This window comes from Streptomyces sp. NPDC031474 (genome assembly GCF_055581185.1).
Genome location: NZ_JBVIJX010000047.1, coordinates 1 through 26,195, shown reverse-complemented (window position 1 = coordinate 26,195; position 26,195 = coordinate 1). Strand labels below are relative to the sequence as shown.

Below are 26,195 nucleotides of genomic sequence, written 5' to 3'. Positions count from 1 at the left end.
CGGAGCCCGGCCGAGGCCGTGGCCATCGCCCCGCACTGGCGCACAGCCCCGATCAACCCACCGACCAAGGTCCCACGAAGCTGGGACCCGATCCCGCGCCGGCGTGCCGGTCGAATTCCACCTGCACCCCGGCGCCCGGCCAGGCGGGCTGCCAGGGCCACCGCGTCCGAGGTCAGGGCCCCGGCCCGCAGGGCGGCGGCGATCCCGGCGACGACGTGGTCGTGGCTCATGTGCCGGTGCAGGCAGAACCTCGATAGTGCACGGGTGCCGGCCGCGTCGCCGTGTGTGTGGCGGGCACTCTCCCACCAGGCGTCGTGCACGGGGGTGAACTTCCCGGCCGCGCGGGCCTGGTCCAGTGCGGTCGCCCCGGGCAGCGCGCCGGGCTTGCGCAGCAGTCCTTCCAGGTAGTGGTCCAGGTCCAGGCGGCTTCCGCCGCGTGTGACGAGGCGCTCGTGGCGGGCGACTTCGGTGCGGCCGTCGTAGACCACCACCTCGGAGGCGTGCAGCAGGACGCGGACCTGGCGGCCGATCAGCCGGACGGGCACCGAGTAGTGGTTCTGCCGCACGGTGATCTGCGCGTAGCGGTCCACCCGCGGGGTCAGCAGCCGCCCGGTCTCGAAGTGGTCATCGGGCAGCGGTTGGAGCAGGGGTCTTTCGATGGCGAAGTACTCGCCGACGGTGCGCGGGCGCTCGCCGATCCGGCGCTGGTCGTCCTGCCGGTCCCACTCATCGATCCGGGCGTTGAGCTCCGCCAGGGTGGTGACGTCGGGGACGGGGACCAGGCGGTTGCGGCGGAACCGGCCGACTTCGCCTTCGACGCCGCCCTTCTCGTGGGCGCCGTCGATGCCCGGTTGGCAGTAGAAGGCGTCCAGGCCCGCCCAGGAGCGGAACGCTGTCCAGCGGTCTGTCTCCACCCGGGCCCGGGTGAAGCCGAGCACCCGGGCCACCGCGGAGGTGAGGTTGTCATAGCGGACCTTGCCCCAGGGCAGGCCGCACAGCACGTGGAAGGCGTGGAGGTGGCCCTCGAAGAAGGCTTCCTGCCCCTGCGAGGCCGACACGTGGTGCACGGCCTTCCCGGAGAAGGAGAGCCGGAAAACGAACAGGTAGCACAGGGTGCGCACGCCGTCGAGCGTGATGTAGACGTCCCCGAAGTCGACCTCGGCCTCCTCGCCGGGGCGGTGTGTCTGCGGGATGAACACGCTGGGAGGTCCGTGGCCCTCCTCGACCCAGATCTCGGGCTTGCGGCGCCTGATGTAGTCCCGGACCCGGCCGTAGGAGACGTTGTCCATCCCCTGCTCGTCCACCAGCCGGTCGAAAACTCGCTTGGCGGTGTGGCGCTGCTTGCGCGGGGCGTCCAGATCAGCACGCAGAATTGCGTCGATCAGATGTTTGTAGGGGTCGATCACCGACGGCCGGGGTGGCATCGGCTTGCGGGGCGCCGGCCATGGGGACGTCAGAGCTTCGCGTACCAGACGCCGGTGGACCCCGTAGCGGCGCGACAGCTCGTGGATCGACAGTTTCTCGGTACGGGAGTCGCGGCGGATCGCCGCGAAGAGCTCAACCTTGGTTCTCGGGCCATCCATGCGGGCCCCCTGACTGTCGGAAGCACATCGATGCTCCCACCGCAAGACCGCCCCTGGGGCCACTTCTGACGAACACTCAAACTGCGATCAAGGCCCTGGGGCCCAAAGGTTTGTTCCGCTGGGGCCAGAGAAGTCGTTCATAGCCAGAGGGGGCGGCTACCGGCTGGGCGTTGATGTGCTGACGTCTGCGAAGGCCTTCCAGAGGGTGACGAGCGCAAGCAGCTGTGCCAGGAAGAACGCGATCGTGGCGAAGCGCATCTGGTAGACGTAAGCGACGAGACTGGCATTGGTCGGCCAGTAGCGGCGCTCGTTCTGGAAGGTCTGCAGATCCATCATCAGGCCCGTGCACGTCGTCACCGAGCCGAATGCGGCGATCTCGCCGATCAGCTGGGGCACGGTGCTGCCGACGGCTTGGACGATGAGGAAATCGGTTGTTGCCGGGATGGCGAACGCGAGCGTGACGAAGAGTGCCTTCGTCGGCCCGTGACGGCCCGGCAGATCACGCCACAGCGCCCCGAGGAAGAATCCCCCGACGATCCACCAGATCTGCCAGTTGAGGATCTCGAACACGATCCAGACGAACCCTGCTGCATCCTCCGCGTTCACCATCCAGGAGTCGCCCTTCACGGCGTCGACCCAGTACAGCAGGCCGGTCGCAGGCAGGCCGATGAGACACGCGTTGACGGCCCCCCTGCGAGCATTGCCCCACCACGTGGCCATCGGGCCACAGGCGAAGGGAAGATCGGCGGGTCTCACTCCTGCCGGCAACGCCTGGTCCAGTCGGTCGATCTCGGCCTCGATCGACTGCCGCTCGGCGGAACGCTCCCCCAGGTTCGACGTACTGAGCTGGCTCAGGCGGGTCTGGAGTTCCCTGAACCGGCGCGCCAGGCGCAGCACGTCGGCCCTGTCGGTCAGCGAGATCGTCCTTCCCAGCGGTGCGTTGTCGGCGAAGGGCTGCTCCAGCACGGAGAAGTACGAGCCCAGGACGAGTACCCCCCAGGCCGTGCACAGGCACAGCACCAGGGTGAGCGCGTATGCGGAGAAGCCGAAGTAGTACGCGTCGGGTGCGAAGGTGATGGCGAAGAGGGCCACGAGCAGGAACTTCTCCGCAGGCGCGGGTGTGAACGCCCCCTGCTCGTGCTGTTCGACCCGGCACACCCGCAGGACGCCCAGCGCGGGCAGCGGCGCCAGGATGCTGACGACGCCCAGCAGTGGCACCAGAACGTATGCCGGGAAGGCCGACCACCACCAATCGAGATCTTCCGCCCACATCCTTTGAAAATCAGGCGAGCGTGGGTCGACGAGCCAGCTGATTCGCTCCCAGTAGCGGTCAAAGGCGAGGTAGGCCCACAGGACGGTCGCCGTCGCTGCTGCAAGGGCGGCGGCGACCATCATGCGTGTCGGGATCCGAGTCTCACTGATCAGCAGCATCCGCTGCCCTGCTGCGATCACGCCGATCCAGCACACTGCCGTCAGTGCGGTGCAGGCCACGGCTGCGACGGTCCAGCCCGGAGTGGACAGGTACTGGTCGGCTGTGGGGAGCAAGGTGAAGTCAAACATATCCGACACCACGTACCAGCCGAGTAGGCCCAGGACGACTCCGCCCACACTGAAGAGGAGGCGCTTCGACCGGCTGCCGAACAGACACAGCGCAGGCCCGAGGAAGGCCAGGACGAACACCGCGACCGTCCATTCGTAGTCGTAATGCCAGCCCACCAGATGCTGGAACCACCGGTAGACGTTGTCGTTCATATAGACGAGCACGCCCAGGAACATCAAAAGGAGCGCCCACCACCGCAGGTAGTGCAGCGCTCTCGACTCTTCCGGCGTCGTCGTATCGGCGAGACTGCGCCTCAGCCGGCGACCCGCGACGAGCAACAACGCACCTGAGGCGGCGTACCAGAACGCTGCCGAGGCGCTGTATAAGCCCCACGTCTCCCAGACCTGCCAGGTTTTCTCCGGCGAGGTCGTGATGAAGTCCCAATACTGCACCGTGGGTGGGCGGAAAGTGACCGTGGGATTCTGGTCCGGCCCTTTGTGCCGCCAGCTCAGTCTCGTTCCACCTTCGCCGAAGGCCGGCCGAGGGGTGGCCGTCAGGGCGCCCCGTCCGCCCAGGTCGACCTGCACCCTGTCCCAATCGGCGCCTTTCAGGGCAGGAGAAGGACGCAACGCGATGCGCCAGTTCTCCTTCGACGCCGTCAGAACCCAGGGGCCGACAGCGTCGGAGGAGTAGAACGCGACCCACGTGGCGGCCTCGTAGTGAACCTTGACCCTCTGGCCGTCGGCCTTCACCGTCACCGGCTTGAACCGCCACTCGTAATCACGGAAGTCGGTCCGATTTTGCGGGGGTTTGCCCACCAGACACGCCAGCGCCGACCGATAGGCCCGCGAATGGGCGTCCAGGAGCAGGTCGGAGGCATGAGTCCAAGCGGCGGGCACGCTGATGTCCATGGTGCTCGTGACCATGCTGAAGTCGTTGCCGCGGTGTTTGAACTCAGCCAGTGCCGTGACCTCGGCCGTCTTGAGCTGGTCGGCTCGGCAGTCCGTCGGGACGTCCTCGGCAGCGTCGGCCTTTACCATCGCGGGCAGAGCGAGGCAGAGAAGCAGCACAAGCACAAGCACACACAGACTGCGGGGCGCGGACCAGCCTAGACGGATCACCGTCCGAGGATCCCCCGGCCGACCGCGCGCGACGCCGTGCGATGCGCCGACGCGCAGGCGGTTCCACCCCAGCGGCCGAGAGGGGAGGCGCCCTCCCGGTCAACGCCGGTGGGACGCCGGGTGTCGCGTCAGTACGAGGGCACGGTGAGGGGGAGGTCGGCAGGATGGCGGGTGTTCCGCGACGGCGTGGGCAGGGCGAGCTGGAGACGCTGGTGCTGGCCGCGCTGGGGTCGGCCGAAGGGCCGGTCACAGCCGGCTGGGTGCAGGAACGGCTCGGCGGCCATCTCGCGTACATCACCGTCATCACCATCATCCTGACCCGCCTACACAAGGAGGGCGCCGTGGCGCGGGAGCGGGCGGGCGGTCCGGTCGTTCGAGTGGACGCCGGTCGCGGACGAGGCGGGTGTCGCCGCTGCGGATGGAAGGCTCCAGGTCCTGGTTCATCGGCTCCAACGCTCAGACGAACTGCTCGCGCAGTTCCGCGGATATGTCGCCGCCAAGGTCGGCTGGGATACGGAATCACTCCTGGACCCGCCGAGCTCAGAAGCGAGTGGTTGGACGAATTGAACGGCGGCAGCATCCACGGGCTCGTGCTCTGCGAAAAGCTGCATGGCGAACTCGACCCGAGCACCGACTACGAAGCGTTCCAGCCCGGATACCCGTGGATACCGTATCGCGGGGAGGAACCGAGCAACCTCACGGCCGACTGACGAAACAAGCCCGCCCCAGGGCGACTCATCCACGCATATTGACACTCCCCTGCATGATCCGTCCGCCGGCCCTGGTGACAGCTGTCGCGCTTCGGCTCATGATCTCCTGTGACCGAGGGGTGCACTTGGCCAGTTTGAGCACGAGAGCGGCCAGTCTCGTTCCGAGTTCGGCCTCTGGGGGGTGCCGTGCAGCGGCCCTCGGCGATTTCAGCGTGCCCTACGCGAAAACCGCACCCTACGATCACCTGGTACGACTGCTGGAGGGGCGGGAATGCTTGAGGACATCGAGGACGGGACTGCGGCAGCGACGCGGCTCGCGGCAGGCGCGCCGCTTCATGGCACGCTTGATGTCGCCGACCCCGGTGACTGGCTCGCGCTGGACGCTGGAGTGCGTGAGGTGGCCTGGTACCGCCCGCAGTTCCTGCCGGGGTGGGAGCACTCCGCCCCACTGCCCGCCGACCTGACTCAGCTCGGCGAGTCTCGGCTCGCACTGGCCCTCTGCCACCGCGACGGGAGGATCCGTCAGGAGGCGGTGCGCCAGTCGGTCCGATGCCCCGGTCTGCTGCCGTTGGTCGTGATCCGCTGCGCCGATTGGGCCGGACCAGTGCGCGAGCACGCCCGGCAGCTGCTGCGCGAGGCCCTGAACATTGACTCCGCCCTCGACCTTGCGCCGCTCATCCTCCGCGTCGGCCGCCGCGACAGAGGCGCCTTCGGCGTCGATGTGCTCGGCCAGATCCTGCGCCAGGCATCCCATGGGCAGCTCGCTGTTCTCTTCGCTGACCCCGACCGTATCGTCCGGCGGTTCGCGTACCGGTTGGCCATTGAGGGCCGACTGCTCCGTCCCGCTGAGCTGGCCCGCGCGTCCGCCGGGGACCAGGACACCGTGGTCCAGGACCTGTGTGCCACAGCGGCGCTCACGGCTTTGGTGGATGAGGATGCCTACGAGGGTGTGCTGTCTCCACTGCTGTCCGCACGCAACCCGCGTACCCGTTCGGCCGGCGTCACCGCGCTGAGACGGGCGGGGCGGTCAGAGCAGGCGCAGCCGTTTCTCAGCGACCGTTCCGCGCTCGTGCGTGCTTGCGCCCGGTATGTCGTACGACAGCAGGGAGGTGACCCGGTGGCCTGGTACCGGGAGTGGTGCACGGCACCGGACGACCCCGAGTTGCCGCCCGGTGCGGTCATCGGGCTGGCCGAGTGCGGGAACCGCGCGGACGCCGGGCTGCTGCAGCCGCTGCTCGTGCACCCGGCGGCCGGGGTGCGGGCGCGAGCGGTGGCAGGGCTGCGAGCATTGGACTGCGTGGACGCGAAGCAGCTGTGGCCGCTCCTCGACGACCCTGCCGCCTGTGTCGTCCGCGAGACCGCCGCCGCCCTGCTGCCCTCGGCCAAGGAACTGCCCGTTGAGTGGCTATTGGAGCGCACCAGCTCCGAGCGGCCGCAGCACGTCCGCGTCGGCGCATTCCGGCTGCTCGACACGCGTGGCGGCATCGTGGCGCTACGGGCGGCGGTCGGTCTGCTCGAGGACCCGGATATGAAGCTGCGCATCTGGGCCGCCCAATCAGTGCAGCGCTGGCATCCGTCGCCGGACGGCCTGCGCGGCGACGCGGAGGTGGGTGAACTCCTCGACCGGAGCCGACACCTCTTCAGCGACCATGTACTGCGCCGACGCAAGTGGGAAGCCGGGGTGGACAGTTGAGACTGTACGGTCCAGAGCTTTGCTCAGTACTCGCCGTCCGTGGCCCTGGTGACAGCACGCCTGCCTTGGTGACAACTATCGCGCTTTGGCTCAGGCACGCAGCGGACTCGGCCGTGGAGTAGGTCTGCCCGCGGCGGGTGGCGAAGTCGTCCACACCCAGCACACGCGGCGTGCTGAGCTGCGGGTCAGGCAGCGCCATGACCTTGCGCAGCAGGGTCATCCGTCCTACCTGCACGCCCAGGTGGGCTGTCAGACGGGCGCTGCCCATCCGGCGAGTGCGAGCCCGAGCCGCTCCAGCACGTGGCCCAACCGCGTGGTGAAGCGTGCGTACGGGGCGGTCAACTGAGCGAACGGCTCGGCGAACGTGCGACGTGGGCAGTTGTCCGTGCTGCAGATGAAGCGCCGGACCGTCAGATGGATGACGACACTCTGTTCAGCGAGCGGCAGATCCTTCAGTTTGCGCTGGTAGGAGTCGTGCACTCGGTTCGAGGAGCGGCCGCAGTCCGGACATGCTGCTCCGGCTGCCCGGCCTCTGGCCGTGACGTCGACCGTGCCGAAGTCGGCGGTCACCGCATCGACGACGTCCACGTCGTCGATTCCGTCGAACACGAGCGAGTCCCAGAACTTTGCGTCGGCCTGCATGGCTAGCACGGTCACCGCTCGTTGCGGTCACCGGAGAGGTCGAGCACAGAGCTGACGGAGCGTCACCCCCTGCCGCAAGGCAGGAAGGCGTCCGCGGTCTCACGCTCGATCGACGGATCGCAATCGAACACAGCGGTCACCCTCCCCGACCGCTCCCCAAGATCTGTGCCAGAACCCCGAACTCATCGACAGTGATCAAGCGACGAGGCTACGCAGCGGCTCCTGAAGCCGTCGGGAAACGACTCCCGCTCTCGCGCACAAAGCCAGGCGTCCGCCCCCACGAGTTCTGAGACCCCGACACTTCCCCCGAACGTGTGTTTTCCGACATGGCCGAAGGGCAACCTCCCGTGGGAGCATCGGTGATCCACCGAACGGACGGGGGGAAGCGGAATGACCACCGCGCACAGACGGGTTCGGCTCGGGGTGGGGCTCGTGGCGGCCGTGCTGTCGCTCGCCGGCTGCTCGGGCGGGGGTGACGACGACGCCGGGTCCGGCCAGTCCACGAGCACGACCGTGAGCGCGGCGGACCCGGCCGGCACCCCCTCGACCGCCTCGCCCACCCCGGTGGTCTCACCGTCGAACGTGTATCCCACGAACGCGGACGGCTGCCATCCGAACGCGAAGTGGAGCACGGCGAAGGCGGTGGACTGGGTCGACTGGGGACAGATCGGCCAGCCCGCCCTGGGCCCGGGAGAGGTTCGTTTCGGGAAGTCCACGCCCGGTTTCGACGGGCCTCTGTGCGCCAAGGTCACCGTCCAGGTCGAGTACTGGCGGATCAACTACCGGCCGTCCTCCGCCACTTCGCCCGCCGACCCCCTTGCGAGGGAGGTGAACTACGACTTCGCCATGAAGTCCCTGAAGCGCAGCGAACTGCGCATCGACGGCCGTTCGGTCCACGACGTGAAGCCGCCAAAGGGCTTCGCCTCGACCAAGGCCAGCCCCTGCGACGGCTTCCTGGAGGCGATCTACGTCGGCGCTCCGCTCAAGTCCCGCGAACTGCCGACCAAGATCGACACGGGTAACTCGATCCTCGGCGACACCGTCACCTTCCCCACCAAGCGCGTGGTCGACTACCACGTGTTCGCGCCCTCCGGGCCCCAACTCTGCGACGACAACGGCGTCCCCACGGCGTCCCCCGCCCCGTCCGGCTACCCGTCCTCCGGCTTCGGCCTGTCCACACCGTCACTCCCCGAACTCCAACTCACCCCGAAGAGCTGACGACCGGGAAGGGACCACGGGAAGGGGCCGCCGGGAAGGGACTACCCCGGCACGCGCGCTGAGCGGCTCTGGCTTTGAGCTTCTGCCGGAGCCATCCGGCAGCTTGGAGACGACCTTCTCGCGATCTCTGGAGGTGGCTGGCGAAAACTCATGGAGGACACCATGCTGACGCCCGAGAGCATCTACACCATCGACGCGTCAGTTAGACCAAGTCAGTTATGTCTCTTGAGGGCGAGCAGGTGATTACGGCGTAATCACTGCGGCACCCGGTTGGACTGCCTGCCGACACGTATGCCTGCCCATGTCCGCTGGCAGGAGAGTTGAGCGAAGTCGTCCTCAAGGTCACTTGGAGCCGGCCCGCTCACGCTGGGCTTCGATCCCGAGCTCGGCGTGGCCGGCAGCAGATCGGCATGGCGACGAGAGGGCTGGGAGTGTTCGTGAACTCCTTGATGGGATGGAGACGTTCTCGGTCGATGGGTGTACAGGGGAGGGTGCGACGGGCATACGGTCTGTGGGGTGATGGTGTCTGGCTTCCGGGGGGGATGATGACAGGCGTTGAGATCGCTGTCGGCTACGTCTTCGCTTGGGCGGTCCGCAAGGCAAAACGGGTCGCAGGAAGGGCGGACCAGGAGGTCGACCGCACGCTGGACGGCGCCATGGACCGCCTCGACGACCTGGTACGTCGCAAGCTGGGTGAGGACACCGCGCTGCAGAGGCTGACCCTGGAAGCCGCCGAGGGGCAGGACGAGGCGAGCGAGCGTACTCGACAGCGTGTGCAACTCGCACTGGAGGACGCCGCAGAGCAGGACTTGGCCTTCGCCGAGGCGCTGGAGCGCGCGGTGCAGGAACTGCAGGCCCTGTCGCGAGGAGCCGGCCAGGTGTCAACGGGCGACGGCGGGCTGGCCGTCGGCGGCAACGTCGACATTCATGCCGCCCACGGCTCGGCAGCCGCGTGGAAGATGGGCCATGTGACGATCGGACCCGCCAAAAACCCTCCCAAGCCGGGCCCGGACCCGGGCTGACCGAACCCGGCACCACTCCAGCCCCGAACCCACCGCCCTCAGTCCTGGTCCAGAGCACGAACGGCGGGGCAGCCGCCTACATCATCGAGCAACTCCACCAGCACTTTCCCGACCAGCAGACCGTCGTTCCGATCGACCGGCCCCGGCCTGTCGAGTCGTGGACCGCGCAGCAACTCGGCGTCCACCCCGCCATCCCCGCAACCGCCACACCGGCAGTGGGATTTGTGCTTCCCGACTACATCCAACGAGACCACGACCGGCAACTGCGCCAGCGCCTGACCGCCGCCACCACCACCAACGGGGAGACGGCACTGCTGGTCGTGCGCGGGGCGTCGTGCACAGGCAAGACGCGTACCGCCTACGAGGCCGTCCGTGCCTGCCTCAGCGACTGGCAACTGGTTTTCCCCAAGGGCGCCGACGGCCTTCGTGCGCTGCTGGCCGCCGAGGCCCTAGGCCCGAGGACGGTGTTGTGGCTGAACGAGGCCCAGGACTTCCTCACCGGTCCGGCGGGGGAGGCAGCGGCCGCAGCCCTGCGTCGCCGTATGGAAGGACCCGGCCCGCTGGTTGTGCTCGCGACCCTGTGGCCGAACTACTACCGCGACCTGATGGCTGCCCCGGCACCTTCTGGTGAGGACGCGCATCCGCACGCTCGTGCCCTGCTCGACCCGGTTGTGCCCATCACCGTCCCCGAGGTGTTCGACGGGCAGGCCCTTCGCGAACTGGCCACCCGCGCCGACTTGTCGCTGGCCACGGCCGCCCGCACCACGCCCGCCGGCACCATCACCCAGGCCCTGGCCGCCGGGCCGGACCTGGTCGACCACTACGAACAGGCCGTCCCACCCTACGGCCCCTATGGCAAGGCGATCATCGCCGCCGCCATGGACGCCCGCCGCCTGGGCCATGCCTCTCCCCTGCCCGCAGCTCTCCTCAAGGCCGCCGCCCCCGGATACCTGACCGAGCAACTGCGCGCCGGCGCCGAGCCCGAAACCTGGTTCACCCACGCACTCGCCCACGCAAAGTACAAGGTCAAGGGCGTCGCTGCTGCCCTGGAACCCGTCGCCGACCCGAGCGGCATGGGCTCCCTGCCCCACGTGTACCGTCTCGCCGACTACCTCGACCACCATGGCCGCACCACCCGACGGTGTGACTTCCCTCCGGCTTCCTTCTGGACCGCCGTGCAGCACCACGCCGCCACCCCGGCCGACCTCAGTGGCCTGGCCGACGCCGCCCACGTGCGGGGTCGTTTCCGCATGGCTACCGCCCTGTACCAGCAGGCGGCCGCCGGCGGCGATACCGAGGCCATGTGCAACCTGGGGGTTCAGCGGCAAGCGGCTGGGGACCTGTTGGGCGCGCTGCAGCTCTTCCGGCAGGCCGCCGCCCGCGGCGACGACAACGGTCTGGCCGCGGCTGCGGACATACTGCAGGGGGTCGGGAAGCACCAGGCCGTGGAGCGCATGTTCCTGCTGGCCTTGGCTCGCGGCAGTGCCTTCGCCCCGGTCTACTTCGCGGAGGAGCGGGAGCGAGCCGGGGACCTGAAGGGCGCGGAGGAGTTCTACCGGCAGGCCGCCGCCCGCGGCGGCAAACCCGCCGCCCTGTTGGATCTGGCGGAGCGGCGGGAGCAGGCCGGAGACCTGCAGGAGGCGGAGCAGTTGTTCCGGCAGGCCGCGGCCCACGGTGCCATCAGCGATCTGATCCACTTGGCCGAAGAGCGGGAGCGGGCCGCGGACTTGCAGGGTGCGGAGAAGCTGTGCCGGTATGCGCTCGACGCCGGCGGCACCGACGCCTTGACCCCACTGGTGAGACTGCGAGAGCGGGCCAGGGGCGGACCCGATGTGATGCAGATGGTCAGAGAGGTATTCGAAGCCGGCGGCGCCAAGGCCTTGACCCCCCTGGCACGAGGACTGGAGCAGGTCGGGGACCGCAGTAAGGCGCAGTGGCTCTACGAGAAGGCCGCCGCAGAGGGCGAAACCTTCGCCCTGACCCGGGTGGCGGAGTGGCGGGCAGAGTCCGGGGACCTGAAGGGCGCGGAGGGCTTTTACCGGCAGGCCGCCGCCCACGGCGACCCCCAGGCCCTGGCCGCTCTGGCGTATCAGCGGGAGCGGGCCGGGGACTTGGAGGAGGCGGAGCAGTTGTACCGGCAGGCCGCCGCCCACGGCGACGAGTACGCTCTCATCCACCTGGCTAAGGCGCGAAAGTCGGCTGGGGATCTGGAAGGAGTGAGGCGGCTGTACCGGGAGGTCGCCGTTGGTGGGGACATCCGTGCCGTAGACCGGCTGGCGGAACTGCTGGAGCAGGCCGGGGACCGTGAGGGCCTTACCCAGCTGTACCGGCAAGCCCTCGACGCCGGCGAGCGCGGAGCGCTGGACCGGCTGGCGAAACTTCAGGAGCAGGCCGGGGACGTAGAGGGTGCCGAACAGCTACGGCGGTTCGGGTTGGGGCCCGGTGGTGCTCCGACAGCAGCATGGACGTAGCGAAGACGCTCGTCCATATTGACGATGAATTGCGTTCATTCATCGGCTGTGGCGGTTAATTACCCGATTAGGGAACTCGTTCGGCCTGTTGACCAGTAAGCGGACGGCACCTGAGACAGCGCACTCAGGGAGCTGGCCGAACTACGCGGACTCGCTGAGGTGCCTCAACTCGAGTGAGACACTCCGCTCGACGGCTTCTCTCACGGGCTTTCGCCTGGCGGGGCTCGGTTCCAGGGGACGGCTGCTACGTGTCGAGCGATTCGGCGGCGCTCCTGCAGACTCGCAGCTACGCCTACGTCCGGCGAAACGAGAGGCATAGAACCGGCCTCAGAACTGAGGCGTGCTGAGACGCTTCATCAGGCGGGCTCCTGCTTGGCGATGGGGTGTGCCATGGCGTTGCCGGGTGTCTTGAGGACGCGCGGCAGATGGCGGTGAAGGTGTTCGACTCCGACCTTGCGGCCGCGGTCGCGAAGTGCCCGGGCAAGATTTCGGTGAGGCCGCTCGCTCCTTTCGGACTAAGGACCGATGGACGGCCGGCACGCAGCGGCCCGACTAGGTTGAGCGCATGACAAGCCTCGATCATCCCCAGCTGTCCGGGCTGGGGCGGAACCCAACAGCCCCTCAGGACGTCCTGGTACGCCTGGCCACGCATAAGGCCGGCCGACACGGGATATCGCTGCGTCGCGGGCGGCTGGAGGACGCTGTTGTCGAGGCTCTGCTGACGCACGGCGACGACAACACCGCGGTGGGCCTTCACGGCGACCGGATTTCCCCGGAGATGCGCCGAAGGATCGCCGAGCATCCCGCTCCGGCGATCCGTGACGCGTACACAGATTTTGTCCGCGACATGGCGGATCGCAAGGTGCCGATCGGCATCGATGACCTGGAGGAAGCCTACGGCCAGCCTCGGACGGCACTCGTCAGCGCGACGAGTCCGAGCCTGCGCGCCGCGGTCGCGCGAGCCTGGTACGACCGGCCTCTCGCCGTGCAAGTGGAACTACTCGCCGACCCGGATCCGCAGGTCCGCGCAGCCGCCACCGAGCACAGGCAACCGGGTGTCCCGCCTGAGTGGAGGGAGCGTTGCCTTGCCGACCCTGCCGTGCGCGTCAACGTGGCACGCTACGTTCCGCTTACGTCGGAGCAGTTTGCACAGCTCATGCGGAGCGAGGAAGAGGAGGTCCATCAGGCTGTCGCCGGGAACCCTCATCTATCGGCGGAGATGGTTGCCCGGCTACTGGACATCGACGACCCGCTCGTGCGGGTCGCGGCTGCGCAGAGTCGCCATGTGGACGCCGAAACCCGGGACCGACTGTATGAGCTCGTAGAAGCCGAACGCGCGGACGGAAGCATCAAGGCCGAGGTGGCTCTGAGTGGGAACTTCGCCGAACCGGACTGGCTGCGCGAAGCGCCCCTCAACGAGCGGATGACCTACCTGGACTGCCAGTACACACCATTCCGGCGCGTACTGGCCTCCTGTCACGACCTACCTGAAGAGGCATGGCGTCGGCTGGACAACGACCCGGAACTCCTGGTCCGTCGTGCTGCCGCCCGTCGGCCAGACACACCACCGGAGGTCCTGGAAGGGCTGGTACGCGCACACGGCGACGCAATCCACATCCGACCGCTGCTCGTCGACCACCCCAACTTCCCCCGTCACATGCTGCGCACGTTCGTTGACGAACCAAACCCGAACGTGCGCTACCTCGCCCTGCAAGACCCAGAACTACCTGTGCCGGACCTTCAGCAACTCGCCGCCGCTGCCGAGTCCTTCCTGCGCCGCGGGGTCGCCCGTCACCCCAACATCACGGACGCGTTGCTGGAGCATCTGCTCGCTGACCCAGACCCCCAGGTAGTCGATGATGCCGCTGCCAACTCCGCGCTGCGACCGATCCAGATGTATCGGATCCTCACCGCTGCTGGCTTGTGACTCCACGAGAGCCTCAGGCCCGGGCCCGCGTTCTCCCGGTTCTCGTGGACGCGGCGGTGCGGGGTCGGTGAAGACCGGCATGCCGAGGTCGACAAGTTGGGGTCGGCCGTCGGCCGGGGCCCGACTGAGGCTGTTGAGCTTGGCGGTGGCGGCGTCGAGGCTGACCTGGAGTCCTTCGACTTCGCCGGGCCAGCCGTTGCCACGGGCTTCGCGGATGCGTTCGCGGAGGTTGTGGATGATCTCGATGAGGCGTGGCCGTTGGCGGGGGTCGATCTGGAGGACAGGGCAGCGGATGCAGGCTTTCTCTGAACCAAGGTCCAGTCTCTGAGTGAGGACCGACGCTCGCGCTCCGCTCATGGCGAGGTGCCCATTTCGCTTCCGGGGCGGTCTGCTGTCAGCCCCGTTTAAAGGCCTGCGAGGCGGGCGGCGTGCAGGGGCGATTCCTGCCGCATTCCGAGCGGTTGATGGCGTCGGAGTACCTGAGTACGCCGTGGCCCGGGCGCAGCACGCGCCGTGGCCCTCGTCATCCCGCCAGGCGGCGCGGTGACTTCGAGGTTCCGCCGGGCGGCCTGGGGGCTCCCCGCTACTCATCGGGCTTGCCCGGTCAGGTCCGGCGGCGGGGCCGGCGCGCCTCCGGTTCCCCTTCGTCCTCCGGCTCCGGCACTGCGGCGGCCCGGGCGCGGGCGGCTTCGGCGGCTTCCCTGTCTGCGAGGTAGTCGGCGTAGCAGGTGCGGCACATGGACGGGTTGCCGGCCTCCCAGGCGTACCCGGGTGTGGTGGTCTCCTCCCAGCGCTGGTCGGTGAACTTCTCCCCGCACCGCGTGCACACCGGCCGCGGAGCCTCCCGCTCAGCGGCCCGGCGCTGGTTCTCCTCCGCGTCGGCGCGGGCGGCCTGGCCGCGGTAGAGGGCGTCGCCGTCGGGGTTGTCGCGCGCGGCCGTCAGCGTCTGCTCGGACGGTCACGTCCTCGTCGTAGTCGAGGGCGGTGATGTCCCGGTGGTAGGTGTCGTACCGACGCCCGCGCGCGCTGATCATCATGCTGGGATGTCGGAGAGCGGCCTGCTGTACAGCGCCGCGCCCATGGGAGAGCCTTCGCCTGTGACATGAGCGCGGATCGACGCGATGTAGCCGTCGCGGCCGATGCTGCCGTCGCCGTCGGTGTCCAGGGCCGTGAACGCTGCTTCGGCATTGGTGGCCGGGTTGTTCAGTGCCGTGCGCAGGGCTGTGAACTCGGAGAGACCGATGCTGCCGTCGTGGTCGGTGTCGGCGAGGTCGAAGAGTGCGCCGAGGACGGGTGCGCAGACGGTGTCGAACGCCTCGGCTCCGGCCCACGCCGCGTACTCGTCGAAGGTCATCTTTCCGTCGCCGTCGGCGTCCATCGACTCCCACGCGCACTCGCCGAGGGTGCGTGCGGTGACGACGAGCCGGTCGTCCTCCTTGAGGCCCATCGCCCGCGCTACGTTCCTCGTGCGCGCCATGTACTCCTCTTTGGAGACGATTCCGTCTCCGTCCGCGTCCAGCATGGCGAAAACGAGCTTCTGCGCGGCTGTCTGGTCCATCCGGGTTCCTTTCTCACGGTGCTCGCGTGTGAGCGTTTCTATTCGAGTGGGTTGTCCTGCCCTCCAGGTCTGACGATCAAGGGGCCCATTTGGGGGGCGTGGGCGTCTTTCACCACGCGTGCTGCGCGTGGCGCTCCGACGGTGCGACTCAACGCGCCGGAGACGGCGGAAGTGACCTGGCGGTAGTTAAAACCCTTGTGGAAGAACACATTCCGTGGAGGGTGGATGTTCGGCAGACATGGCACGGCAGTCGTGATGAGTTCCCTGGCCCTGGTGGCCTCGTCAGTGGTGTGGGCTCCAGCGGGGCAGGCTCATGAGCCTGTGCACCGACAGAGCGTTGTGTGCACAGGTTCCAGCACCAGCACATACGAACCGCCCTTGACCTTGTTGCCCCGCCAGACCCGCGTCCGGACACACGCCAGGTACACGTGCGCGGTTGCTCCCGGCCGGACGGTGTCGGCCACCGGCTCCCTGGAAGGCACGTCGCCCGCAGCGTCCTGCATCACGCTGAACAGCCCGCGCCTCGAGGAAGTCGTCCACTACGCTGACGGGAAACGGTCATTGATCGCGTACGACAGCAGCAGCAGTATTCGTGTCGCCGGCGTCCTCGTGGTCAGGATGTCGGGCCGGGTGGTCGAGGGCCGCGGCGAAGGGCTGGCGGCACATCGAACCGTTGCCGCGCTCCCCGGTGAACTGCCCACCGCATGCCTGTTGTCCGGGCTCCAGGGCAGCAACGGTGAGGCGCAACTGGAGATCAGGCCGTGAGCCAGACCACGGTGGGCATTCCCACCGAACCGATCGGCAGCATCCCGCGGCCCACCGAACTGCTCGCCGCCATGGCCGACCATGCCGCGGGCCGGATCGGCGGCGAGGAACTCGCCGCCGCCCAGGACCGCGCGGTCCGCGACACCGTCCGCCGCCTGGAGGAGATCGGCTCCCCGGTCGTCACCGACGGCGAACAGGCCAAACCCAGCTTCGCCACCTACCCCCTGACCGGCCTGAACCAACTGGCACCCGACGGCGTCGTCATCCCGTTCGCCGACGGGCACTATCGGCAACTGCCCCGCCTTACGGCCGGACCACTGCGCTACGGCGTCTACGCCGACCACTACCTGCATGCCGCACTCCGGCACACGGACTCGCCGGTGAAGCAGGCCGTCATCGCGCCGTCGGCGCTCAGCCTGCTCTACCCAGCCGATGGCATCGACGGATACCCCCGCGAAGCCTTCCTCGACGACCTCACCGCTGAGGCCGAAGCGGACATCCGCCGCTGCCTGGACGCCGGTGCCCACCGCGTCCAGCTCGACTTCACCGAGGCCCGCCTCGCGCTGAAGATCGACCCGAGCGGCAGCCTGCTGGACCAGTTCATCGCCCTCAACAACCGTGTCCTGGAACGCTTCTCCAGCACCGAAAAGGCCAGGATCGGAATCCACACCTGCCCCGGCGGCGATCAGGACTCCACCCACAGCCTCGACGTCGACTACACGGATCTGCTGCCCGCCCTCCTCCATCTCAAGGCCGGCGCCTTCTACATCCAGCTCGCCAGCGAGCCGCAACCGGACAAGGTCCTCGCCGTCCTCGCCGAACACCTCCCCGACCAGGCCCAGGTCTTCATCGGCGTCACCGACCCGATCGACCCACGTATCGAAACACCCCAGGAGGTACGCGACCGCGTCCTCGCAGCCGCCCGACATCTGCCCTCCGACCGTCTGGGCACCTGCGACGACTGCGGCTTCTCCCCCTTCGCCGACGACACCTCCACCTCCCGCGACACCGCCTTCGCCAAGATCAGCGCCCGTATCGAAGGCACCGCCCTGGCCGCCCGCGAACTCATCGGCTGAACGAACGCCCCGGCCGGCCACCGAAGCCCGCCGGTCAAGCAGCTGCCACGCAGCAGGAACCGAGCCTTCTTGTGTTCCCGGACGTGGTGAGGCCCGGCGCGCACCGCCCGCCGGGCCCCGCCCGTCGGTGCTGATGCCGATCAGCGCTGCCGAGGCGAGCAGCGCCTCCAGCTGTTCGACGTACGCCGACGCAACGGGGAATGGATGCCCCGGACTCGCCCTCCCCGGGAGCTCCGGCCTCGCCGAAGGACATACGAACCGGGTGAGAACACCCAAGAGAGCAACATCCGGCCGAGCCTCAGTCAGACTCGCCCCGACCCACATCCCCACCCAGCCATGAGACTCACGGATCAGGGGCGGGAACGGGGGATCGTTTCGGCAGGGGGCCTGCCCGAACGTCCCGGTCGCCGGTCAGGGCTGGATGTTCTCCAGGTCCTCCAGAAGGCCGGGGTGCTTGGGCTCCCAGCCGAGCGCCTGCCGGGTGTACGTGCTGGACGAGGGCTGGTCGCTCGCGAAGATCTGGCCGAGGGGACCGAAGGTCTGCGCCGACACCGACTCGACCGGCAGGCCCAGCCGTCGGCCGATGACCGTGGCGATATCGCGAACCTTGTCCCCCTCGTCGGCCACGGCATGCCAGGAGGTACCCGCTTCCGCCTGTTCCAGAGCGAGCCGGAAGAGGACTGCCGCGTCGAGCGCGTGCACGGCCGGCCAGCGCTGTGCGCCGTCACCCGAGTAACCGGACACTCCGGTCCGGCGTGCGATGCCGGTCAACAGGCCGGCGAATCCGCCTGAACCCTGGTTGTGAACCGTGCGCGGCAGGCGTACGGCGCTGCTGCGGACCCCGCGCGAGGACAGGCCCAGGACCGACGTGACCGCACGACCGCGACCGCCGACCGGCCCCTCGGTCATCAGCGGGTCGGCCTCGGTGGAGGCGCGGCCGGGTACGTAGGGCGTGCCCGAGCAGGTGACGAGGGGGCGGTCGCTGCCGGCGAGTTCCTCACCGAGGGCCGCGAGGGCGGCACCCTCCTCCGCGACCGACTTCGCGAGGGTGTCGGGGCTGCTGAAGTCGTGGTCGAACGCGAGGTGGATCACCCCGTCGGCCCGGGCCGCGCCGGCGCGAAGGGTGTTCAGGTCGGCGAGGGCTCCCCGTAGGGGTTCAGCACCGGCCGCCTCTATGGCCTGCGCGGATGCGTCGGAGCGGGCGAGTGCGAGGACGGTGTGGCCGTTGTCGAGCAGTTCGGCGATGACAGCGGAACCGATCAGACCGGTGCCGCCGGTGACAAAAACGCGCATGGGAAGCTCCCCCAGGAGTGATGGGACTCTTGTCCCATCACTCTACTGCAGTGACGGGACAAGAGTCCCGTCACCTAGGATGGTGACCATGGGCAGATGGGAACCAGGCGCGCGCGAACGCCTCGTCGTGGCTGCCGTCGACCTGTTCACCGAGCAGGGGTACGACGCCACGACGGTCGCGCAGATCGCCGAGCGCGCAGGAGTCACCAAGAGCACCTTCTTCCGGCACTTCCCCGACAAGCGCGAGCTGCTGGTGGCCGGACAGGAGACGCTGAGCCGACTACTGACCGAGGGGATCGCCGACGCGCCCGCTGACGCCAGCCCACTTGACGCGGTCGCCGCCGGCCTGGAGCGCGCGTCGAGCGCGATGGGCCCCGTGAGCCGCGAGCTCGCGCCTCGCCTGAAGGCGGCCGTCGCCGCCAGCGCCGAACTTCAAGAGCGTGACGCCCTCAAGAGCGTCAGCCTCGCGGCCGCGATGACGAACGCTCTGGTCGCCCGCGGCATACCCGATCCGACCGCGGCTCTGGCGGGCGAGCTGGGCGTCCTCGCATTCAAACGGGGATACGCGCAATGGTCCGAGGGCGACCGTGACGGCAAGGACGAGCTCGCCGGGTACACCCTGGCGGCCCTGGACGAACTGCGTGCAGCGAGCGCCTCGCTGGGCTGACCGGCAACCTGGACCCGGCGTTCGGCGCCGAACTTGCACTCCCACCTGACGACCTGCTGGTGGCGGACCTGACGACGCCCACGTGGGACATCACCACCGGCGTGCCGCCCAAGACTAAGTGGTCGGCTCCGGAAGCCCTTTGGGGGTTGACCCCGGGGCGGCGCGTCTGTCGGGTGTCCCCGAAGTCCTGGCCGGCCGCGGGCTCGACGTCACCACTCCCGCGCCGGCGGACCGCGCGTTCGTCCACCAGGTCATCTTCGACGGACACATCCGGAGGTGTGCGTCAACCAAACGGTTTGGGCGTTGGTCTCAGCCCGAGCGAGGGAACATGCGCTCGACGGCGGCCACCAGTGCGGCGCGGCGGGCTGCGATGGAGGGGTCCACGGCCTGCTCTGCGGCAGCGGCGGCGATTTCGGGCTGACCTGCCCAGGTCATGGCGATCTGGTTGATCAGGGCCAGGATGTCGACCGGGTCCCAGGCCGGGTCGAGCAGCCCGATGCGCTGTGCGTCGCGGAGTTGGTCGAGCTTGCCGGCGATCGTGGCCTGGAGGGGGCTGGTGGTGTCGTCTGCGGGCTCGGCCAGCTCCAGGCGGCCCCACGTGATCAGGCGGTAGTGGTCCGGACGGGCCGTGAAGTGGTCGAAGAGGATGCCTGCATAACCGGGCAGGTCGGCCGGATCCAGCCGAGTCGCCTCGACGAGTGCGGCCGTCTCGCGTTCGGCGACGTGCGCGTAAAGGGCTTCCTTGCTGCGGAAGTAGGCGTAGACACGTTCCTTGCTCGTCCTGGCCTGCTTGGCGATGCGGTCCACGCGGGCGCCGGCGATCCCGTGCCGGGCGAACTCCTCCTTGGCTGCGGCAACGATCCGCTGGCGCGTGGAGTCGGCGGACTCGCCCGCGATGGCGGCGTCCGAGGTCTGTCCAGGGTTGGTGGAGCGAGGCATGAACCCAGGATAGGTGACCGAACCGTTCGGTTTTGCGCTGCACTCCAGACGAGTATAGAGTCATACCGAACAGTTTGGTTTGGTCAGCTATGGGCTGCCGACATGACACGAGGAGCGATCTCATGCAGCACCGCACCCTGGGACAGCAGGGACTGCGCGTCTCAGCGCTCGGACTGGGCGTGATGGGGATGTCCCTGGCCTACGGCCCCTCGAACGACGAGGACGGCATCTCCACCATCCGCCGCGCCCATGAACTCGGAGTCGACTTCTTCGACACCGCCGAGCTGTACGGCCAAGGCACCGGCAGCAACGAGACACTGCTCGGCAGCGCAGTCAAGGACTTCCGCGACGAGGTCGTCCTGGCCACCAAGTTCGGCTTCGACATGACCAGCGAGACGCTGGGGAGCGGCGTCAACAGCCGCCCGGAGAACATCCGCAAGGTCGCCGAGAACAGCCTGCGCTACCTCCAGACCGACCGCATCGACCTCTTCTACCAGCACATCTCCGACCCCGACGTACCGGCCGAGGAGGTCGCCGGCACTGTCGGTGACCTGATCACCGAAGGCAAGGTGCAGTACTTCGGCCTGAGCAACGTCGGCCCGCAGTACATCCGCCGCGCCCACGCCGTCACCCCGGTCACAGCCCTTCAGTACGAGTACTCGGTCTTCGAACGCGAAGTAGAGGACGAGATCCTGCCGGTCCTGCGAGAGTTGGGGATCGGCTTGGTGCCGTACTCGCCGCTCGGCCGCGGCTTCCTCTCCGGCGTGGTCAAGCCCGCCGACGAGTATCCCGAGGGCGACATGCGCCGCTGGGACGAGCGCTGGCAGGGCGAGAACTACGCCTACAACCTGAGCGCCGCCGAGCAGCTCCGAAAGCTCGCCGCCACCAAGGGCATCACCCCCGCCCAGCTTGCCCTGGCATGGCTGCTCGCCCAGGGCGAGGACGTCGTCCCGATCCCGGGCACCCGCAGCGCCACACGTCTGGAGGAGAACGTCGGCGCCAGCGACGTAGAACTCACCGAGGCCGACCTGAACCGTATCCGGGAGGTCCTCCCCCAGGGCTCCGCAGGCAGCCGCTACCCGGCCTCGATGATGGCCGGCTACCGCACCGACTGACAGTCCGTACTCCAAGTTCGGCGGTCCCGGGCAAGCGACGGCGAGCAGCGGCAGCATGCCCTCCCGGGCAGGGCTGTGACCGGGGTCTGTGCCGACGTGCGCACCAGCCACTGCGCGCCCCTGTTCCTCCTGATCAACCGCGAGGGTTCCGTTGCCGTGCCGCCGTAAGAGATCACCGTAAGTGAGGCAGGGCAACGCTGAATCAGCTGGTGCGATTGATCGGGCGCGTTGATGGGTGTGGTCGGTTGCCGCTCGTAGACGCGGTTGCGGGCGCTGAGCCGGGTGGCCTCAGGCCGCCGGGGTCAGGGCCGCGGCGTTGCGGCGGGCCAGGACGTGGGCCTCGGCGAGCGAGATCTCGTGGAGCGGGACCATGTGCTTCAGCGGCTCCAGGAGCGGCGCGTACGTCAACTCGGGTGTGATGGTGCGCACGTCGAGGCCCAGCGCGTCGCCGAGGATGGTTTCCAGGGCGGGAACGACGAAGTCCTTGCCGTGCTGCGGGCTGCCGGGGCCGTAGCCGCCGCGGGCGGAGACGAGGACGGCCGGGCGGCCGGCGGCGGGGGCGTCGGCCATGCCGAAGGTCCTTACGGGGATCATGGTGTGGTCGAGCCACGCCTTGAACAGGACGACAGCGAGCGGAGGGATTGAACAGCCAGGCCCGAGCGCGCACGACAACACGGCCGGCGATGACGGCGACGGCTTCGAGCAGTTCGATGGGTGCGGCCGGGTCGGAGGGTCTCCACCCGGACCTCGCACTCCTCGAGAGCGAGGCGGCCGAGGATGGCGAAGCTGATCCGGTACGGAGCCGGACTGGGGTCCGGCCGTTGGGCCACGTGACGGTCGATGGCGTGGACGATGAGGTCGGCGAGCGGGCTGAAGTGCTGTTCGTCGAGGTCCTATGCGCCGCCGGCGTGCGAGGTGGGCTTGTGGCGGTGTTCGTCGATGGCCTCGAAGTAGCTGCCGGTGTTCAACTGACGCTTGCCTTGCCGGCTGGCGGGATCGGTGTGACGGTCGGCGTTGACACGTGCGGCGGAGTGTCCTGCGAGCCGATCGGGGTGCCTCAACGGGCGAAGACAGTGCCCAGGGCCGCCTGCACGGCGGTTCCGGCGAGGATGCTCATGGGGCGTTGCTGCGCCACAGGAGCACGTCGTCTGAATGTGGTCCATCGAGAAATTTTCGGGTCATCTGCACCAGGACAAGCGGCTGTCCAACGCCGAGCCGACCCAGCGGCTGGGCGCCTTCCCCCGTCCTCGAGTCCTCACAAGGCAGCGCGCCTGGACGCGGCCTGTGCCCTCACCGGACGATCGGGTGGTCCGACGGGGTGTCACCGTGGTCGGGGCCGGGACGCCGGGCTGAGGCCCCATGTGTTCCGGGGCGGACGCGGCGACGCCACAGCAGCGTGACCCCGAGGGCGGTCAGGACGACCACGGCCAGGGTGGGGCCGCCCAGGGTCAGGATGGGTTGAAGAGACGCCGCAGCGGCGTATCCGACACCGGCTTCGGCGGTGGCCCACAGACAGGCGGCGATGATGCTGTAGGGGGCGATGCGCCGGTAGGGCAGACGGGTGGCGCCTGCGAAGTGAGGAGCGAGCGTGCGTACCACGGGAAGAAAACGGGCGAGGAAGACGGCTCGGCCACCGTGGCGCGTCATCAGCGTCTCGGCTCGCCGCCAGGCGGCGCCCGGGATACGGCGGCCCACACGCCCCGCCCGCAGTTGGGCTCCGAGGAGCCGGCCGGTGCGGTGAGCGAGGAAATCGCCCGTCACCACGGCGGCAGCGGCCACGGCAATCACGACGAGAAGGCTGATGTGGCCGGCGCGGGCCAGCGCGCCGGCGGTCAGCAGCAGAGTGAGCGTGGGGACGAAGGCGCCGACCAGCAGAACGGACTCGGCCAGGACGGCTACCGCCACCATCGTGTAGGCCGAGGTGGGGGAAAGGTGGCCAAGGATGTCCGACAGTGCGTTGGCCTGGATGGACCGCTGTTGCTGTGTGGGCACGAGGGGGCCCTTGAGGTGCCAGGCGTAGGCGGGGGGCACGTTGGCCCAGACCGTCCAGCGGCCGGTGGCATACCTGCGCTGGTAACCGGTCATCACCTCGTCCACCGCCGCGTGCCGGCGTGCCTCCGTCCTCGAGGCGGTCAGTGCACGTGCCCTGCGCGTTCCCAGGTAGGCGAAATAGGTCAGGGTGCCGCCGGGATGGAGCAGTTCCATGTAGCGCGACATGATCTGCTCCACCTGCGCGGGGGTGAAGTTCGTCAGCGGCAGGCCGGAGACGATCACGTCGTAGCGCTCATCGGTTGCGAGGTTTTCCAGAAGTGTCTGGTGCACTGTCACCTGTGCGGGCCGGTCCGCAAGAGCCGGATGGGCGTCTACCAGGCTCCGCAGCCGGGTGGCGAAACGCGGGTTGGCCTCCACGATGTCCAGCCGGCTCCCCCGCGAGAGCTGCGGTATCAGTACACGCGTGATGGCCCCCGTCCCCGCGCCGACCTCCAGCACTGAGAGCGGGCGACGGCCCCGGGCCCGCACGGGTTCGGTCAGGGCGCGGGCGAGAGCCTTGCCGCTGGGGGCTACCGCGCCGGTGGTCCGCAGGTCGCGGACCGCTTCGGCCAGGAACATCCGGCCCTCGCCATGACGGGATGCTGGGACACGGTCGTCTGAGGTGATCCGGTCGTTCATGGTTTCGACGCTAGAAACCAGCTCCAGGCATCGGATCCGTCCTTGTGCGACGCCGCCCACCTACGAAAGTCGGGGGTGAACATGGCAGATCGTCCGGGGGAGGGCTCGTCTTGGTCTGCCTAGGATGACCAGAGTGAGCAGGAGAGAAGGTCGCAGGTGGGCCGCCTACGGGCGGGTGAGCCTGGTGGCCCTGTGTGTAGTGGCGGCACCGCTGAACGCGATGTCGCTCGGCGGCAGCGCTCCTCTCGTTGCAGTGACAGTCGCGGCTCTTGTGAGCGGCGTGTGCCTGCTGGTGCCTCGGCTCCGGTGGCCCGTGGCGCCTCTCGTGGTCACCGTCGCCACCGCATGGTGGGGGTGGCCACTGCTTCCGCTGATGGTGCTCGCCCTGTTCAGCCTGGCGGTGGACCGCCGGGCACGGGCGGCGGTGGGATGTGCCGTGGCAGCGCTGGGGGGCAACCTTTTGAGCTACCGGAGCACATCTCTGTGGACGGCACAGAGCTACGCTTCCACGCTGCTCCTGCCGATACTGGCCGTCGTCGTCGGTCTGTGGCTGGGCAACCGCCGGCGCCTGTTGGAGGCCTTGGCCGCCGACGTCGAACACCTGCGGGTCGAGGCGGATCTCCGTGAGGAGGCGGCGCAAGCGGCAGAGCGGTCACGGATCGCCGCGGAGATGCACGATGTGCTCGCCCACCGACTGAGTCTGATCGCCCTGCACACCGGTGTCCTCGTCACCAAGAGCGACACGCTGCCCGCCCCGGTCGCCGAACGGCTCGGGCTGCTGCGCGGCACGTCGGTCGAAGCCCTGGCCGACCTGCGTGACGTCCTGGGGGCCCTGCACAACACGGCGGGCACGCAGTCCGGGTCCGGGCTCGCACCCGTCCTTCGGGAGGTGCGGGAACTGGTCGAAGAGGCCCGCGCCGCGGGTCAGCATGTCGACCTGCTCACCGAAGGCTTTCCCGGGCAGGCTCCCACCACTCATCGTCTGGCCGCCTACCGGCTCGTTCAGGAAGCGCTGACCAACGCCCGCAAGCACGCCGCCGGAGCCCCGGTCAGCGTGCGCGTCGACTACCGGCCGCCGGCCACCCTCGTCGAGGTCACCAACGCTCCCGGCACCCCGCGCACGGACACCGTCAGCTCCGGGTACGGCCTCGTCGGGCTGCGCGCACGCGTCACCGCCCTCGGCGGCCACCTGTCCGCGGGGCCCGCGGGCGGCGGAGCCTGGCGCCTGGCCGCCCGTATCCCCCACCCCACCGGCACCGGACAGAACGGCACCCCCACATGATCCGAGTCATGATCGTCGACGATGACGCCCTGGTCCGCCTCGGCCTGACCGACCTCCTCACCACGGACAAGGACATCGACGTGGTCGCCCAGGCCTCCGACGGCCACCAGGCCGTCGAACAGGCCACGGCCCACCGTGTCGACGTCGCTCTCGTCGACGTGCGCATGCCAGGCATGAACGGCATCACCGCCACGGCAAGGCTCCGTGCGCTTCCCCACCCCCCGAGGGTGATCACTTTGACCACCTTCGACCTCGACGAATACGTCTACAACTCCATTACCGCGGGCGCCGACGGATTCCTGCTCAAGGACACCGACCCGGCCGAGATACTGCGCGCGGTTCACCTCGTCGCCGGCGGATCGGCCATGCTGCACCCCGCCGCGGCCCGCCGCCTCATCGACCGCTACCACGCCGGCAACCGGCCGCAGGCAACCGCCGCTCAGTCCCTGCTCAACCGCCTCACCCCCCGCGAGCGCGACGTACTCGTCCTCCTCGCCCAAGGCGACGCCAACGCCGACATCGCCACCCACCTCGCCATGCGCGAAAGCACCGTCAAGGCCCACGTCAGCCGCATACTGACTGCGCTGGAGGTCACCAACCGCGTCCAGGCAGCCCTTGTGGCCCGCGACGCCGGGCTCAGCGGCTGACGGCCGGCTTGGGCGCGCATGTGACGGTGCAGCATTGAAAACGCGGGGCGGGATTCCCGGCTCCTTCTTTCGGTTTCTGAAACGGAAATTCGTGTGCCAAAAATCCACTTTCCGTGAGATTACCGATTATGGGCCCAACAGGGCCCGCAGGACGAAGGCCGCTAGTAGGACTCCGTTACGTCTGCCTGTGAGTCCTGTCTGGGGGCATGTTGAAGGTGTGGACGCACATGAAGTGAACCGTGCTCGGGCGAAGTTA

At 68.7% G+C, this 26,195-nt stretch carries 22 protein-coding genes and 4 pseudogenes; 14 read left to right on the top strand and 12 right to left on the bottom strand.

Translation table 11 applies throughout. From position 1 onward, the window contains the following. The 3 genes from istA to ACZ5SK_RS46750 form a co-directional block, all read right to left on the bottom strand. The coding region (istA, locus tag ACZ5SK_RS46760; protein WP_468158916.1) for an IS21 family transposase at positions 1-1,583 on the bottom strand (1,583 nt) is incomplete at its 3' end. Positions 1,584-1,739: 156 nt separating this feature from the next. After that, complete coding sequence (locus ACZ5SK_RS46755; RefSeq protein ID WP_468419182.1) at positions 1,740-4,163, bottom strand: DUF6185 family protein; 2,424 nt, start codon at positions 4,161-4,163, stop codon at positions 1,740-1,742. Positions 4,164-4,372: 209 nt separating this feature from the next. Further along, positions 4,373-4,528: a hypothetical protein gene (locus ACZ5SK_RS46750; RefSeq protein WP_334581408.1), complete on the bottom strand. Its 156-nt coding sequence runs from the start codon at positions 4,526-4,528 to the stop codon at positions 4,373-4,375. Between ACZ5SK_RS46750 and ACZ5SK_RS46745 the strand changes: the two are divergent. From ACZ5SK_RS46745 to ACZ5SK_RS46735, 3 genes and pseudogenes are all read left to right on the top strand, one after another. Continuing rightward, positions 4,457-4,658, top strand: a pseudogene (locus ACZ5SK_RS46745) (BlaI/MecI/CopY family transcriptional regulator); the annotation flags it as partial. The gene ACZ5SK_RS46750 and the pseudogene ACZ5SK_RS46745 sit on opposite strands and share 72 nt — an antisense overlap. A 140-nt stretch (positions 4,659-4,798) precedes the next feature. Further along, the gene (locus ACZ5SK_RS46740) at positions 4,799-4,954 is read left to right on the top strand and encodes a hypothetical protein (RefSeq protein ID WP_334573912.1); all 156 of its coding nucleotides are present in this window, start codon (positions 4,799-4,801) and stop codon (positions 4,952-4,954) included. 271 nt (positions 4,955-5,225) lie between these two features. Further along, on the top strand, positions 5,226-6,647 hold the full coding sequence (locus ACZ5SK_RS46735) for a hypothetical protein (protein WP_468158917.1): 1,422 nt from the start codon (positions 5,226-5,228) through the stop codon (positions 6,645-6,647). A 249-nt stretch (positions 6,648-6,896) separates the two neighbouring features. On the opposite strand, the gene ACZ5SK_RS46730 is transcribed toward ACZ5SK_RS46735, so the two are convergent. After that, on the bottom strand, positions 6,897-7,289 hold the full coding sequence (locus tag ACZ5SK_RS46730; RefSeq protein ID WP_468158918.1) for a transposase family protein: 393 nt from the start codon (positions 7,287-7,289) through the stop codon (positions 6,897-6,899). A 390-nt stretch (positions 7,290-7,679) separates the two neighbouring features. On the opposite strand from ACZ5SK_RS46730, the gene ACZ5SK_RS46725 reads away from it, so the two are divergent. The 5 genes from ACZ5SK_RS46725 to ACZ5SK_RS46705 all read left to right on the top strand — a co-directional run bounded on the left by ACZ5SK_RS46725 (position 7,680) and on the right by ACZ5SK_RS46705 (position 14,236). After that, positions 7,680-8,507 carry a hypothetical protein gene (locus ACZ5SK_RS46725; RefSeq protein ID WP_468158919.1) on the top strand — a complete coding sequence of 276 codons (828 nt, stop codon included), beginning with the start codon at positions 7,680-7,682 and terminating at the stop codon, positions 8,505-8,507. 545 nt (positions 8,508-9,052) lie between these two features. Continuing rightward, positions 9,053-9,529: a hypothetical protein gene (locus ACZ5SK_RS46720; protein ID WP_361710504.1), complete on the top strand. Its 477-nt coding sequence runs from the start codon at positions 9,053-9,055 to the stop codon at positions 9,527-9,529. A 224-nt stretch (positions 9,530-9,753) separates the two neighbouring features. Then, a complete protein-coding gene (locus tag ACZ5SK_RS46715; RefSeq protein ID WP_361710506.1) occupies positions 9,754-12,000 on the top strand; it encodes a tetratricopeptide repeat protein in 2,247 nt (748 codons plus the stop codon). Between the two features lie 565 nt (positions 12,001-12,565). Then, a complete protein-coding gene (locus tag ACZ5SK_RS46710) occupies positions 12,566-13,927 on the top strand; it encodes a hypothetical protein (RefSeq protein WP_468158920.1) in 1,362 nt (453 codons plus the stop codon). A gap of 96 nt (positions 13,928-14,023) precedes the next feature. Then, the gene (locus ACZ5SK_RS46705) at positions 14,024-14,236 is read left to right on the top strand and encodes a hypothetical protein (protein WP_334573924.1); all 213 of its coding nucleotides are present in this window, start codon (positions 14,024-14,026) and stop codon (positions 14,234-14,236) included. 295 nt (positions 14,237-14,531) lie between these two features. On the opposite strand, the gene ACZ5SK_RS46700 is transcribed toward ACZ5SK_RS46705, so the two are convergent. Both ACZ5SK_RS46700 and ACZ5SK_RS46695 read right to left on the bottom strand, forming a co-directional pair. Beyond that, on the bottom strand, positions 14,532-14,756 hold the full coding sequence (locus tag ACZ5SK_RS46700) for a hypothetical protein (protein ID WP_468158921.1): 225 nt from the start codon (positions 14,754-14,756) through the stop codon (positions 14,532-14,534). A 204-nt stretch (positions 14,757-14,960) separates the two neighbouring features. Then, the gene (locus ACZ5SK_RS46695; RefSeq protein WP_334573927.1) at positions 14,961-15,485 is read right to left on the bottom strand and encodes an EF-hand domain-containing protein; all 525 of its coding nucleotides are present in this window, start codon (positions 15,483-15,485) and stop codon (positions 14,961-14,963) included. A 453-nt stretch (positions 15,486-15,938) separates the two neighbouring features. On the opposite strand from ACZ5SK_RS46695, the gene ACZ5SK_RS46690 reads away from it, so the two are divergent. Both ACZ5SK_RS46690 and ACZ5SK_RS46685 read left to right on the top strand, forming a co-directional pair. Next, on the top strand, positions 15,939-16,250 hold the full coding sequence (locus ACZ5SK_RS46690; RefSeq protein ID WP_334573929.1) for a hypothetical protein: 312 nt from the start codon (positions 15,939-15,941) through the stop codon (positions 16,248-16,250). Positions 16,251-16,261: 11 nt separating this feature from the next. Then, the gene (locus ACZ5SK_RS46685) at positions 16,262-17,326 is read left to right on the top strand and encodes a cobalamin-independent methionine synthase II family protein (protein WP_334581035.1); all 1,065 of its coding nucleotides are present in this window, start codon (positions 16,262-16,264) and stop codon (positions 17,324-17,326) included. A 411-nt stretch (positions 17,327-17,737) separates the two neighbouring features. Here ACZ5SK_RS46685 and ACZ5SK_RS46680 read toward each other — a convergent pair whose 3' ends face one another. Beyond that, positions 17,738-18,619 (bottom strand): SDR family oxidoreductase, encoded by an 882-nt coding sequence (locus ACZ5SK_RS46680; RefSeq protein WP_361710511.1) that lies wholly within the window; start codon positions 18,617-18,619, stop codon positions 17,738-17,740. An 88-nt stretch (positions 18,620-18,707) separates the two neighbouring features. On the opposite strand from ACZ5SK_RS46680, the gene ACZ5SK_RS46675 reads away from it, so the two are divergent. Beyond that, the gene (locus tag ACZ5SK_RS46675; protein ID WP_334573933.1) at positions 18,708-19,286 is read left to right on the top strand and encodes a TetR/AcrR family transcriptional regulator; all 579 of its coding nucleotides are present in this window, start codon (positions 18,708-18,710) and stop codon (positions 19,284-19,286) included. 309 nt (positions 19,287-19,595) lie between these two features. Here ACZ5SK_RS46675 and ACZ5SK_RS46670 read toward each other — a convergent pair whose 3' ends face one another. Continuing rightward, positions 19,596-20,225: a TetR/AcrR family transcriptional regulator gene (locus tag ACZ5SK_RS46670; RefSeq protein WP_361710515.1), complete on the bottom strand. Its 630-nt coding sequence runs from the start codon at positions 20,223-20,225 to the stop codon at positions 19,596-19,598. Between the two features lie 122 nt (positions 20,226-20,347). Here ACZ5SK_RS46670 and ACZ5SK_RS46665 point away from each other — a divergent pair, with 122 nt between their 5' ends. Then, positions 20,348-21,340, top strand: coding sequence for an aldo/keto reductase (locus ACZ5SK_RS46665; RefSeq protein ID WP_334573937.1), 993 nt, complete (start codon positions 20,348-20,350; stop codon positions 21,338-21,340). A 288-nt stretch (positions 21,341-21,628) separates the two neighbouring features. Here the strand turns inward: ACZ5SK_RS46665 and ACZ5SK_RS46660 are convergent, their stop codons facing one another. The 4 genes and pseudogenes from ACZ5SK_RS46660 to ACZ5SK_RS46645 all read right to left on the bottom strand — a co-directional run. Further along, positions 21,629-21,910: a hypothetical protein gene (locus ACZ5SK_RS46660; protein WP_334581409.1), complete on the bottom strand. Its 282-nt coding sequence runs from the start codon at positions 21,908-21,910 to the stop codon at positions 21,629-21,631. 76 nt (positions 21,911-21,986) lie between these two features. After that, positions 21,987-22,308: pseudogene (locus ACZ5SK_RS46655) on the bottom strand (acyl-CoA thioesterase domain-containing protein); the annotation flags it as partial. 322 nt (positions 22,309-22,630) lie between these two features. After that, positions 22,631-23,185 (bottom strand): annotated as a pseudogene (locus tag ACZ5SK_RS46650) (DedA family protein); the annotation flags it as partial. A 147-nt stretch (positions 23,186-23,332) separates the two neighbouring features. Then, positions 23,333-24,010: pseudogene (locus ACZ5SK_RS46645) on the bottom strand (class I SAM-dependent methyltransferase); the annotation flags it as partial. A 124-nt stretch (positions 24,011-24,134) separates the two neighbouring features. On the opposite strand from ACZ5SK_RS46645, the gene ACZ5SK_RS46640 reads away from it, so the two are divergent. Next, complete coding sequence (locus tag ACZ5SK_RS46640) at positions 24,135-25,292, top strand: sensor histidine kinase (protein ID WP_443041178.1); 1,158 nt, start codon at positions 24,135-24,137, stop codon at positions 25,290-25,292. Next, the gene (locus ACZ5SK_RS46635) at positions 25,289-25,939 is read left to right on the top strand and encodes a response regulator transcription factor (protein ID WP_334573945.1); all 651 of its coding nucleotides are present in this window, start codon (positions 25,289-25,291) and stop codon (positions 25,937-25,939) included. Before ACZ5SK_RS46640 ends, ACZ5SK_RS46635 begins: the two co-directional genes overlap by 4 nt. The last annotated feature ends 256 nt before the right edge of the window (positions 25,940-26,195 follow it).

Coding starts and splice junctions, on each gene's coding strand:
- ACZ5SK_RS46725 (WP_468158919.1), top strand. CDS start 7,680: ATGACCACCGCGCACAGACGGGTTCGGCTCGGGGTGGGGCTCGTGGCG.
- ACZ5SK_RS46640 (WP_443041178.1), top strand. CDS start 24,135: ATGACCAGAGTGAGCAGGAGAGAAGGTCGCAGGTGGGCCGCCTACGGG.
- ACZ5SK_RS46680 (WP_361710511.1), bottom strand. CDS start 18,619: ATGCGCGTTTTTGTCACCGGCGGCACCGGTCTGATCGGTTCCGCTGTC.
- ACZ5SK_RS46755 (WP_468419182.1), bottom strand. CDS start 4,163: ATGGTAAAGGCCGACGCTGCCGAGGACGTCCCGACGGACTGCCGAGCC.
- ACZ5SK_RS46635 (WP_334573945.1), top strand. CDS start 25,289: ATGATCCGAGTCATGATCGTCGACGATGACGCCCTGGTCCGCCTCGGC.
- ACZ5SK_RS46695 (WP_334573927.1), bottom strand. CDS start 15,485: ATGGACCAGACAGCCGCGCAGAAGCTCGTTTTCGCCATGCTGGACGCG.
- ACZ5SK_RS46710 (WP_468158920.1), top strand. CDS start 12,566: ATGACAAGCCTCGATCATCCCCAGCTGTCCGGGCTGGGGCGGAACCCA.
- ACZ5SK_RS46670 (WP_361710515.1), bottom strand. CDS start 20,225: ATGCCTCGCTCCACCAACCCTGGACAGACCTCGGACGCCGCCATCGCG.
- ACZ5SK_RS46675 (WP_334573933.1), top strand. CDS start 18,708: ATGGGCAGATGGGAACCAGGCGCGCGCGAACGCCTCGTCGTGGCTGCC.
- ACZ5SK_RS46730 (WP_468158918.1), bottom strand. CDS start 7,289: ATGCAGGCCGACGCAAAGTTCTGGGACTCGCTCGTGTTCGACGGAATC.
- ACZ5SK_RS46665 (WP_334573937.1), top strand. CDS start 20,348: ATGCAGCACCGCACCCTGGGACAGCAGGGACTGCGCGTCTCAGCGCTC.
- ACZ5SK_RS46735 (WP_468158917.1), top strand. CDS start 5,226: ATGCTTGAGGACATCGAGGACGGGACTGCGGCAGCGACGCGGCTCGCG.
- ACZ5SK_RS46660 (WP_334581409.1), bottom strand. CDS start 21,910: ATGGCCGACGCCCCCGCCGCCGGCCGCCCGGCCGTCCTCGTCTCCGCC.
- ACZ5SK_RS46720 (WP_361710504.1), top strand. CDS start 9,053: ATGACAGGCGTTGAGATCGCTGTCGGCTACGTCTTCGCTTGGGCGGTC.
- ACZ5SK_RS46750 (WP_334581408.1), bottom strand. CDS start 4,528: ATGGCCGCCGAGCCGTTCCTGCACCCAGCCGGCTGTGACCGGCCCTTC.